At 55.7% G+C, this 11709-nt stretch carries 8 protein-coding genes; 2 read left to right on the top strand and 6 right to left on the bottom strand.

Features of this window, described 5'->3' with window-relative positions:
- Window positions 1–36 precede the first annotated feature (36 nt).
- Window positions 37–318, top strand: coding sequence for a WGR domain-containing protein (locus HUO07_RS05405; protein ID WP_176302711.1), 282 nt, complete (start codon window positions 37–39; stop codon window positions 316–318).
- 12 nt (window positions 319–330) lie between these two features.
- Here HUO07_RS05405 and HUO07_RS05400 read toward each other — a convergent pair whose 3' ends face one another.
- Window positions 331–666, bottom strand: coding sequence for a glutaredoxin family protein (locus HUO07_RS05400; RefSeq protein ID WP_008958420.1), 336 nt, complete (start codon window positions 664–666; stop codon window positions 331–333).
- Between the two features lie 29 nt (window positions 667–695).
- The gene (rlmKL, locus tag HUO07_RS05395; protein ID WP_176302710.1) at window positions 696–2933 is read right to left on the bottom strand and encodes a bifunctional 23S rRNA (guanine(2069)-N(7))-methyltransferase RlmK/23S rRNA (guanine(2445)-N(2))-methyltransferase RlmL; all 2238 of its coding nucleotides are present in this window, start codon (window positions 2931–2933) and stop codon (window positions 696–698) included.
- A 344-nt stretch (window positions 2934–3277) separates the two neighbouring features.
- On the opposite strand from rlmKL, the gene rmf reads away from it, so the two are divergent.
- Window positions 3278–3487 carry a ribosome modulation factor gene (gene rmf, locus HUO07_RS05390; protein WP_007111057.1) on the top strand — a complete coding sequence of 70 codons (210 nt, stop codon included), beginning with the start codon at window positions 3278–3280 and terminating at the stop codon, window positions 3485–3487.
- A 125-nt stretch (window positions 3488–3612) separates the two neighbouring features.
- Here rmf and HUO07_RS05385 read toward each other — a convergent pair whose 3' ends face one another.
- From HUO07_RS05385 to murI, 4 genes are all read right to left on the bottom strand, one after another.
- The gene (locus HUO07_RS05385; protein WP_176302709.1) at window positions 3613–4629 is read right to left on the bottom strand and encodes a quinone-dependent dihydroorotate dehydrogenase; all 1017 of its coding nucleotides are present in this window, start codon (window positions 4627–4629) and stop codon (window positions 3613–3615) included.
- Window positions 4630–4739: 110 nt separating this feature from the next.
- Window positions 4740–9563, bottom strand: a complete 4824-nt coding sequence (locus tag HUO07_RS05380) for an NAD-glutamate dehydrogenase (RefSeq protein ID WP_176302708.1) — start codon at window positions 9561–9563, stop codon at window positions 4740–4742.
- A gap of 173 nt (window positions 9564–9736) precedes the next feature.
- Window positions 9737–10858 (bottom strand): tRNA (uridine(54)-C5)-methyltransferase TrmA, encoded by a 1122-nt coding sequence (trmA, locus tag HUO07_RS05375; RefSeq protein ID WP_176302707.1) that lies wholly within the window; start codon window positions 10856–10858, stop codon window positions 9737–9739.
- A gap of 50 nt (window positions 10859–10908) precedes the next feature.
- The gene (gene murI, locus HUO07_RS05370; protein ID WP_176302706.1) at window positions 10909–11706 is read right to left on the bottom strand and encodes a glutamate racemase; all 798 of its coding nucleotides are present in this window, start codon (window positions 11704–11706) and stop codon (window positions 10909–10911) included.
- Window positions 11707–11709 lie beyond the last annotated feature (3 nt).

Below are 11709 nucleotides of genomic sequence, written 5' to 3'. Positions count from 1 at the left end.
AAGGCTATCTTTTAAAAGCTAAGTAAGGAGAGTGTTGTGATCGTACGCTGGGAAACCAACCATGACTATGTGTTGGTTCATATTCACCAGGATATGTTTGGTGACTGGATTTTCAGCCGCGCCTGGGGGCAAATCGGCACTCAGTTTGGCGGTCTAAAGCACCAGCTAGCCGACACGCTGGAGCAGGCCCAGATGTGGCTTGAGGACGAAACCACCATCCAGTCCTCGCGGGGTTTTCGCAAGGTATTGGACGTGGCCGATCATACTCCCGAGGGCCAGGAGGCCATGCGCCAACTATCGCTACTGGATGCACTTTAGGGCCGCTAGGGGTTAGCCCAGAAAGCGCCGCCCGTCACGCTCATGTGCCCCTTTGGGGGCGGAGGTATCGGGTGGTGCGGTAAACGCTTCCAGGGCCGCTTCATCCAGCCAGCCGCGTTCACGCAACCAATCGCTTAAGCGTTCTAGCTCAAAGCCACGATCCAACTCATTGCCATCGCTATCCACCAGCACCGGTATCCGCACGCCGTAGCGCTCGACAAGCGCATCGTCATCACTGATTTCGATATGGTGCAGCCACACCTTCTGATTGGCGAGTGTCGCCACCAGCCCTTCCAATTGAGTGCATAGGTGGCAACCCAGCGTGGTGTAAAGCGATAGATGAATCATGCAAAGACTCTTTTCATACGATGGCTCTCTTACGCCGCTTTGTGGCGCAGTATAAACACATGGTGAAGATTCGTACGCCGCTGGAAATCGGGGTCGAAGCTACGCCCGGTGATGTCCTCGACCGCATACTGCTGGTAAAGCGCTTCATCGAGTTTAAAACGCCGTTGATTATTCGAAAACACTAACGTGCCACCCGGTGCCAAGCGCGCCATGGCGAGTTCCACCAGTCGCGGATGGTCACGCTGCACATCAAGGGTATCGCGCATTTTCTTGGAGTTGGAAAAGGTCGGCGGATCCATAAAGATCAGGTCGAACTCGGCGTTGGCCGTTTCCAGCCAGCGGAAACAGTCGTCGCGAATCACACGATGCAGCCGTGTATCGAGTTTGTTCAGCGCAAAGTTGTCCTTGGCCCACTCCAGGTAGGTGTTGGACATATCCACGCTCACACTGTCACTGGCTCCACCCAAGGCCGCCTGTACGGTCGCGGTGGCGGTATAACAGAACAGATTTAAAAAGCGCTTACCGCTGGCCATTTCGCCCAGCATGCGCCGAACCGGCCGATGGTCAAGGAACAGCCCGGTATCCAGATAGTCACGCAGGTTGACCCATAGCCGTGCTGCGCCCTCCTGCACCTCAAAGCGTTCACCGCTGGCGGCCCGCTTCTGGTACTGGGCGCTGCCGGTTTGGCGTTCGCGGCGTTTGATATAGATTTTGCTGGCATCAACGTTAAGCGCCTCGGGCATGACTTCCAAGGCATCGTACAAGCGCTTTTGCGCCTGGGCTGGGTTGATCGAGCTAGGTGCCGCGTACTCTTGTACATGTACCCGATCACCATAACGATCCACCGCCAGGGCGTATTCCGGCATATCGGCATCATAAACGCGATAGCTGGTTTCACCGCTCTGCTTCAGCCATTTCTTCAAGCGCTTCTGATTTTTAATCAGTCGATTGGCGAACATCTGCGCATTGTCTTGATTTTTGTGGGCGGCTTGCTCTTCGCTCACCTTATCACTAGGCGTCGCCACTGCACTACTCTCGCTCTGAACAGGCTTTGTATCGCTCGCGGCAGGCGCATGCTCAGTGCCACCAATCTCCATAAGCAGTAGCTTGGCATCTAGCGCGCCGTTTTTAAGCGCGTACTGCTTGTGCGCACGCATGCCCAGCCGGTGGCCTAGATCCGGGTTACCGGTAAATACCGCCAGGATCCAGCCGGGGAATAGCGCTTTGGCTTTCTCACCAAGCTGGGCGTATAGACGCACCAGTTCTGGTAATTCACCCAACCGCTCGCCGTAAGGGGGATTGGTGATCAGCAGGCCGCTCTCAGCCGTCAGTGTTTCGGGTCGCGTCAACTGGACAAGGCTTTGACCATGCAGGCTTATCAAGGCTGGAATACCCGCGCGCATGGCATTGGATTTCGCTGCCGTCAGCGCTGCAGGGCTCTGATCAAAGCCGAGTAGCTGGGCTTTACAGCGCTTGCGACCAATCGACGCGCGCGCATCGGCTTCGCGCTTCTGTTCCTGCCAAGTGAGATCATCGTGGCCTGCCCAGCCGTGAAAGCCGAACCGCTCACGGTTCAGGTTAGGCGCTTGGTCAGCGGCCATCATGGCGGCTTCGATCAGCAGCGTGCCTGCACCGCACAGCGGATCAATCAACGGCTCTCCCGCTTTTAAGCGCTCGGGCCAGCCTGCGCGCACCAGCAGTGCCGCCGCCAGATTCTCTTTTAGCGGTGCATGGCCTACGTCACGGCGATAACCACGGCGGTGGAGACTCTCACCTGAGAGATCCAGCCCAATGGTTAAATTCATCCGGTGCAGGTGAGCATAGACGCGCAAATGTGGGGTTTTGGTATCCACATTGGGGCGTTCCTGCCCGGCCAGTTGTAGCGCATCGACAATGCCGTCTTTAACGGTTTGCGCGCCAAAGCGGGTGTGGCGAATGTGTTCGCTGCGGCCATGGAAATCGACGGCCAGCGTTTTGCCCGGTGCCAGATGCTGTGTCCAGGCAATGCGGGCGACCACATCGCGCACTTGCTCGGCGGTATCAATCATCGATTCGCGTACCAGGGTCAAAATGACCCGGTTGGCTAACCGGGACCACAGGCAGACACGATAAGCGATCGCTTGGCTGGCAGTGAAATAGACGCCTGCCACGGTGGTTTTACCCGGCGTGGCGCCCAGCGCTATGAGTTCGTCGTGGAGCAGGCCTTCGATGCCTTTGGGGCAAGTGGCGAGCAAGTTCAGGGCAGCGGTTTGGTTCGACTCGGTCATGATAATAGCGGCGCGTAAAGGCGCGATATCCCTGTATATAGCAAATGAGTTTACGTTTTATGACAATTTGATAGTCGACAGATGACCCCATCATGGTCTAACAATAAGAGAGTAGCTACTGAAAAACGCATGCGTTTCTTGTCAGGGTCGGTTCAGAACTAGGCCTATGGCATATGAGTGTTCTTTGTAAGAGATAGCCGCTCGGCTCGTTCAGCCCGTGAGTGCCAAACAACAGGGTTGGAGCGGCGTCTCGCTCTTGAAGCAAGCTCTCGGAATAGCGGTTGTTTTCGTTTTCGATAACACCCTATTTCTTATCAAAGGCTTTCGTGAAAAGAGGTTAGCCAATGAAACGGCAAAAACGTGATCGCTTCCAGCGGGCTTATGTCCACGGCTACAAAGCGGGTGTATCGGGTCGTTCTCGCGACGATTGTCCCAGTCAAGATATCAATTTACGCGAATACTGGATGAGCGGTTGGCGTGAAGGCCGCGGTGACCAGTGGGATGGGATGACAGGCATCTCGGGCATCCACAAAAACCCCTTAGTCATGGCCTAACGTTTTTATTTTTCAAGATTCTAAAAGAAAGATTTTAAGCGAGAGGTTTTCAGTGAGCCCACTTTTTCAAGTGGGCTTTTTAGTGCGCATTGATACCCACACTGCTTTGCTAATCATCTGCACGCTCAACCGTTAGCTTTCAGTGCCCTTGCACACTCACCGACCAGTTTAGGCCCTTGATAGATCAACCCCGAGTAGAGTTGCACTAAATCTGCGCCCGCCGCGATTTTGGCCCGGGCAGCAGCGGCACTATCGATTCCACCGACACCGATGATAGGTAGCGATGGTAGATGCTCACGTAACTGGCGAATAACGCGATTTGATGCCTCGAAGACAGGTTTTCCAGAAAGCCCACCCGCCTCCTCCGCTTGTGAGTCACCCTCTACTCCCGCGCGGGAAACCGTCGTATTGGTAGCAATCACGCCATCAAGTTCATTGCGCTGAACACTTTCTGCCATCAACGCCACTTCTTCCGCGCTCATATCCGGGGCGATCTTAATCAGTAATGGAATTTTTCGGCCCGCTTGAGCATCAAGCTCGTTGGCGCGAGCGCGAATAGGCCCCAGCAACGCGTCCAGCTGTTCACCAAACTGTAAGGTACGCAGCCCAGGGGTATTCGGCGAGGAGACGTTAACGGCAATGTAATCCGCATAAGGGTGCACCGCATCTAGACATACTAGGTAGTCATCCAGTGCGTTCTCTACTGACGTCGTCAGGTTTTTACCAATATTGATGCCCACAATGCCACCGTAGTGACGCTGTTTAACCTGCTGGATCAGATGCGCAACCCCTTTGTTGTTAAAACCAAAGCGGTTGATGATCGCTTCATGCTGCGCTAAGCGAAACAGCCGAGGCTTAGGATTGCCTGGCTGCGGCTTAGGCGTCACTGTTCCGACCTCGACAAAACCAAACCCCAGCGCGCCCAGCGCATTCAGGTGGTCGGCGTTCTTGTCCAACCCCGCGGCGAGACCTACTCGATTGGCAAAGCGCAGCCCCATCAGTTCGACGGGATCCTCGACCGGCTGGCCAAATAGCCGTATAACGCCCCCTACCCGATGCAGTGCATCCAACGCACCCAGCGCAATACCGTGAGAGGTTTCTGGGTCAACGCGAAAGAACAGTGAGCGGGCGAGGTTGTACATAGCGGATCTCTTGAAGCGGGGGCTGAAAACGGGCATTAGTATAACGCAATAAAGCGCGCCCTGGTGGAGAACCAGGACGCGCTTTTGTAGAGCAGGATCACTAGGTAAATTTAGGCTTCGCTATCGCTTTCAGCCAGATCGACCAGTTCGCGTACCGCCACGGCGAAGAGCGCAAAGCCCCCTTCACTACCGCCGCGCACCTCTTCAATCAAACGACACCAGCGGCGATGCAGATCGGCGTGCTGATCCAACCACTGCGCCACCCGCTCTTGGGTATCGCGGCTTCCGGCATCAAGCTTCAGTACGCTGGTGGTCAGTGCCAACTGCTGTCGCTCGATGTCGTCGCGGAAGGTTTCCCGCGCCTGCGCCTGCCAAGCGTCGCGCACTTCCAGCTGAGTTACCTGCTGAATCATCCACGGCAGCTCCAGGCGGCTGCCAATTTCGTATAGCACTTCCGCCACCCGTTGGGGTTTTTCGTTGGTCAGGCGCGCCGCCTGGATAATGCCCAGCCCCGCATAAAGGCTTGATGACGCCGCCACGGTGGATGCCAGTGCATCCGGCACGCCCGCCTCCAACAGCTCGTCTCGACGCGAGTTCCAGGCGCTAAGCTCTTCACCGCTGAGCAACTCACCAATACCTTCCTGTAACTGCGCCAGGCGAGGAGCAAAATACTCGATAGTGTCCAGCGTCGAGAGTCCTAAATGCTGACGCACAAACCAGCGCGTGGCGCGACGGATCAGGCGCATCAGGTCAAGCATCATTGAGTACTGGATACGATTCGGTACTTGATTATCGAGCGCTTCTATTTGCGCCCATAGACCGGGCAAGTTAAAGCTATCGCGGGCCACAATATAAGCGCGAGCGATGTCGGCACGCCCAGCGCCGGTGGAGTCCATTAGGCGGCGTACAAAGACAATACCCATATGGTCGACCAGATCGTTGGCCACCTGCGTTGCCACGATTTCACGCTTAAGACGGTGTTCGTACATTTCGTCTTTAAAGCGCTCCACCAGCACCGAGGGGAACAACCGCTCCAGATGACGGTGAATATACGGGTCATCCGGCACGTCAGAGGTGATCAAGTCGCCCTTCAAGGTACTCTTGGCGTAAGAGATCAGTACCGATAGCTCGGGCAGACGCATCCCTTGATCGTTGCTGGCTCGCTCTTTGAGCACATCATCGGCAGGCAGGAACTCCAGCTCGCGGTCAATCTGCCCGGTGGCCTCCAGCTCGCTGATAAAGCGGCGGTAAGGGCCCATCGACTGGTCAGAAAGGATAGCCGATAGATCCAGCGCCTGGCTTTGGCGGTAATTATCGAGAATTACCAGCTCTGACACTTCATCGGTCATTTCCGCCAGCAGCTGATTACGCTGCTTGTCGGTCATATCGCCGCGTTTGACCACTTCATCGATCAAAATCTTGATATTGACCTCATGGTCGGAGCAGTTCACTCCGCCTGCGTTGTCAATGAAGTCGGTATAGACACGCACGCCTTTGGCGGCGGCTTCCATACGCCCACGCTGGGTTAAACCGAGGTTGCCGCCTTCCCCCACCACGCGGCAGTTCAAGTCGTTGCCGTTGATGCGCAGGGTGTCGTTGGCTTTGTCGCCAACATCGGCATCGGTTTCATCGGAGCCCTTCACATAGGTACCGATACCGCCGTTCCAGATCAAATCCACCTTGGATTTGAGCATCGCACGGATCAATTCGTTCGGCGACAGGCGGGTTTCCTGGATGCCAAACACCTGCTGCATTTCCGGGGTAATAACGATTGATTTAGCACTGCGGCTAAAGATACCGCCACCGGCAGAGATCAGCTCCTGACTGTAATCTTCCCAGCTGGAGCGTGGCAGGGCGAACAGCCGTTTGCGCTCGGCGAAGGAGGCTTCAGCGTCTGGATTGGGGTCAACAAAGATATGCAGATGGTTAAAGGCACCCACCAGCTGAATCTTGTCGGAGAGCAGCATGCCGTTACCGAACACATCACCGGCCATATCACCGATACCGACCACGCTGAACAGATCCCGCTGGGTATCCACATCCAGGTTCTTGAAGTGGCGCTTAACTGACTCCCAGGCGCCGCGTGCAGTAATGCCCATTTTCTTGTGGTCGTAACCGTTGGCACCGCCAGAGGCAAAGGCATCGCCCAGCCAGTGGCCGTACTCCAGGGAAATCTCATTAGCGATATCCGAGAAAGTCGCCGTGCCTTTATCGGCGGCTACCACCAAATAGGCGTCATCGTCATCGTGACGAACGACATTTTCCGGCGGCACCACAGCGCTGCCCACCAGGTTGTCGGTAACATCCAGCAGCGCGCGGATAAAGATTTGATAGCAGGCGATGCCCTCTTTCTGCACAACGTCGCGGCTGGCATTCTCCGGCATGCGCTTACAGACAAAACCGCCTTTTGCGCCAACAGGGACGATCACGGCGTTCTTAACCTGCTGCGCTTTCACCAAGCCCAGCACTTCGGTGCGGTAATCTTCAAAGCGGTCAGACCAACGTAGGCCGCCACGGGCGACTTTACCGCCGCGCAGGTGGACACCTTCAACCCGTGGCGAGCAGACAAAAATTTCAAACATTGGCCGCGGCTTGGGCATGCCGGTGACTTTGGAAGGCTCAAGTTTGTAAGCAATATAGTCTTTAAAGCGTCCGCCCTCGCCGAGCTGGTAATAGTTGGTACGCAGCGTGGCTAGAATCAGCTCCATAAAGCGACGCAGCAGTTGGTCATCATTAAGGCTGGCAACGCCTTCCAGGCGCTCGTTTATGCTCGCTATGCATGCGTCCGTGGCGTGGTCCTGCTGCTCAGGATCAAAACGCAGGCGGAATAGCTCAACCAACTCGCGCGTAATGGCCGGGTAGTTGGCCAGCGTCGCGGCAATGTAGTCCTGAGACATGCCAAAGCGGATCTGCTTCAAATAGCGCGCATAGCCGCGCAGCATCGCCACTTCGCGCCAATCCAGCCCTGCGCCGATAATCAGGCGGTTAAAGGCATCGTTATCGGCTTCGCCTGTCCAGATGCGTTTGAAGGCTTCGGTAAATACGTCGCGCATATCACCCAAGCTGACATCCGCACCGCTGTGTTCAAGCTCGAAGTCGTGAATCCAGTAGCGCTGCTCAGGGGAGTTGATATCGTAGGGGCGTTCGCCAATCACACGTAGGCCGAGATTTTCCATCATCGGCAGCACGTCGGAAAGCGGAATCTGGGTGCCGCGATGGAACAGCTTTAGATTAACGCCACCGCCCTCCTCTTCCAACGGACGGTAGAGCGACAGCGATAAGTCGTCGCCGTTGTTCAGCGTTAACAAGTGCTGGACATCAAACACCGCGGTGCGTGCGGAAAAATCTTCACGATAGCTCGCTGAGAATGCTTCGCGGAAGTGATCCATCAGGTGGTTGGCACGCTCTTCGCCAAACCCTTCCACCATGGCGTTGTGCAGGTCGTCGCTCCAGCTACGCGCCAGCCGCGCCACCTTGCTCTCCAGGCGCTTAAGATCGTAATCGCTGGGCGCATCGCCGTTGAAGCGCAGAATCAGCTGAATGCGTGCCAGTACCGACTCGGATAGGTAGGTATTGAAATCGCCAAAGTGGGCATCCAGCTCATCGCACAACACGTTTTGAATTCGCTGGCGCAGATCCGTCGAGAATACGTCGCGGGGCACAAACACCAAGCAGGAGTAGAACTTGCCGCTGATATCGGCGCGGATAAACAGCCGCACCTGGCGGCGCTCGCGGATATTGAGAATACCCAGCGAAGTGCTCGCCAATGATTCGGTGTCGATTTGAAACAGGTCATCGCGGGGGTAAACTTCCAGCACCTGCAGCAACTGCTTGCCGTTGTGGCCCTGAGGATTAAACCCTGCGATATCCATCACCGCTTTTAGTTTGCGACGTAGCAGCGGAATATTACGCGGCGATTCGTTATAAACCGTTGAGGTGAACAGACCAAAGAAGCGCCGTTCTCCGATCACATTGCCATCGTCATCGTAACGATCAACGGTAATGTAGTCAGGATAGGTAGGGCGATGCACGCGGGAGTGATGGGCACTCTTGGCAAACGACAGTAGCTGCGGCACCAACACATAGTCGTTGTGCTCATCCACGCCCTCTTCGGTACGAATCCGCTCGCAGTAGCGCGGCTGATCCAGGCGGAATACGCCCAGTACGCTATCGGCATCGCGCTGCAGTTCGTTACCTACCAGTAGGTACTCGTCGTAGCCTAGGAAGGTGAAGTTATCCTTGAGCAGCCACTCTAAGAAAGCAATCGCCTCTTCGTGGTCATCGGGGTCAATCTGCGGCGGGCAATTTTTCTCGAGCTCTTGAATCGACGCGGTAATTTGCGCGCACATAGCATCGTAATCGCCCACGGCGGTGCGCACATCACGCAGTACGTCGTTCAGGTTGCTTTCGATTTTCTCAAGCAACTCCACATTAGTGTGTCGATCAACTTCAATAACAATCAGCGACTCGCGGGCTTCCGGCGCGTTCTCATCGCGAGGAGAGGTCTGCGCCTGTAACTGGTGGCGGTCATCACGAGCAACCGCCAGCACGGCGTTTTGAATCGCGTGTACCGTTAAGCCGCGACGGTTGAGCTCGATACGCACCGAGTCGACCAAAAACGGCATATCCTCATGCAGCACGGCCACAAAGGTATGCGTTGACTGCCAGCCGTGCTCTTCAAAATCTGGATTAAAAACGCGCACTTTAGGTTTTTTGGGGTCGTGGTGCTGTAAAAACTGCCAGATTGACAGCGTTGCACCATACAGGTCGTCCAGGCGACGATCGACGAGATCCTCCACCGGCACGGTGGCATAAAAGTGTCGAGCAAAGGCGTCAATGGTCGCGGCTCGAGCAGGCTCCAGACGCGCATATAATCGCTCCTGAAGCTGCTTCAAAAGATCCTGACGACTCTCTTCAATCGCAACGTAGTGCATCCATCACCTCGACTGCCTAGGCCATTAATCGGCCAAAAAACGAAGGACAATAGGCCTTTAGGCCAACATAGCGTCTAGCTTACGCTACCTATCGTCGCGTCCCTAATCACATGACATGTTGTTCATGGCGCATACCGTTTACGCATTAGGCCGTTAGAACATTAACTTTTTGCTTAAACGTCCCGCCTCGTTAACAACACCCCGCATTCACAGTGATCGGTAAACGGGAACTGGTCAAATAGCGCAAAGCGCTCTATCCGATGAGTGTTGGTCAGTATGGTCAAGTTTTCAGCCAATGTGGCCGGGTTGCATGAAATATAGACGATCTGAGCATACTCGCTGAGCTGTTCACAGCTCTGTTCATCTAGCCCGGCGCGGGGCGGGTCTACCAGCACGGTGGAAAAATCGTAATCATCCAGTCCCATTTCCGCCACGCGACGTCCGGCCTTTTCGCCCTTCAGCGCCTGCGAAAACTCTTCTGCGGACATGCGACCAATCTGCGCGTTCGCGACCCCATTGGCTTCTAAGTTGACGTTGGCACTGGCGACCGACGTGCGGGAAATTTCCGTGGCCAACACGCGGCGGAAATTCTCGGCGAGCGCAATGGTGAAATTGCCGTTTCCGCAGTAGAGCTCGACCAGATCTTTCTTTGCGCCTTCATCTTGCTGCTTAGCGGTCACTTCCCGCGCCCAGCTGAGCATTTTTTGGCAGATATGCGCATTGGGCTGGGTAAAGCTGTTTTCGACCTGCTGATAGTGCAACGTGCGGCCATCTACCTCTAGGCGCTCCCAGACATGGTCACGGGTCAGCACAATGCGCTGCTTGCGGGAACGACCAATGATCATGATGCCGAGTTCAGCTTCTAGCGTGCGCGCTTCGCGTTCCCACTCGTCACCTAAGGGGCGATGATAAATCAGTGTGACCAGCGCTTCGCCAGAGAGCGTGGTTAAAAATTCCACCTGAAACAGCTTGCGGCGCAGCTCGTCAGACGCGAGACAGGCCTCACGCAGCTGTGGCATGAGCTGATTGATTCGCTCGCTGGCCACGGCGTACTGATCCAGCCGAATGACGCGCTTATTTTTCGGGTTCTCAGGATCGACCTCAAACATGGCATAGAAGAGATCGTTCTCTTCATGCCAAATGCGAAACTCGCAACGCTGGCGGTAGTAGCCGGGCGGCGATTCAAACACCTCCAGTACCGGTGGCTGGAAAGGCGCAAAGGTACTTTCCAGATAGTCGCGCTTGGCGGCCAACTGCTCGGCATAACGTTCAGGTTCTACGACGGGGATAGCCAAGGCTGCTCCTCTTGAATGGGTTCAGAAATAGTAGCGACAAATAATGTTCATTAACGCACGTTTAGCAATTGGGGCGCTTTAAACCCATAGCGCGCTAAACCAGCGGTCAGATTCGCAGCGGGCGCAGTTGTATAACAGCGACCATCGTGGTGATCGCTGGATAGCTCATCAACCACTTGCGCCACACGCCGAGCGATAGCATCACCAGAATCAATCCAATGTAAAGGCGCAGGGGCAAGCTGCTCTAGCCAGGGTTTCAAAAGCGGAAAATGGGTGCAGCCGAGCACCACGGTATCTAGTTTGGGATGCTCGACAGGAGTAGTGACGGCTTGCCATAACGGCGCCAATGCCGCCTGCATACGTTCTGTATTGGGCGTGATGCCAGCCAGATAGGCTTCTGCTTCCACCACTAAGGCATCGGCGGCAACGCGCGTGATGGCACAGTCACTGGCGAAGCTATCAATTAAGCGCTGGGTATAGGGCCGCGCTACCGTGGCCCTGGTGGCCAATAAACCGATATGCCGCGTTTGGCTAATCGCAGCCGCAGGTTTGATAGCAGGCACAGTACCTACCACGGGAATAGCTAACTGTTGGCGCAGATGCTCCAACGCCAAGGTGCTTGCGGTGTTGCAGGCGACAACCAGCACGCTCGGTTGGCAAGCGTCGACGGCGGCCTGACAGACCGCCACGATGCGCTCGGTTAGCGCGGCGTCTTCGCGCAGCCCATAAGGCAGCCAAGCATTATCGCAGGCGTAGCACATAGCAGCATCAGGGTAGTGTTGACGCAGCGATTGTGCCACCGACAGGCCGCCGACACCGGAATCAAAAATTAATACGGGGCCTTTCATGGC

It is taken from the genome of Vreelandella maris (assembly GCF_013371085.1).
GTDB classification, from domain to species: domain Bacteria; phylum Pseudomonadota; class Gammaproteobacteria; order Pseudomonadales; family Halomonadaceae; genus Vreelandella; species Vreelandella maris.
The sequence above is the reverse complement of the archived record's forward strand: the minus strand, read 5'-3'. Positions and strand labels throughout refer to the sequence as shown.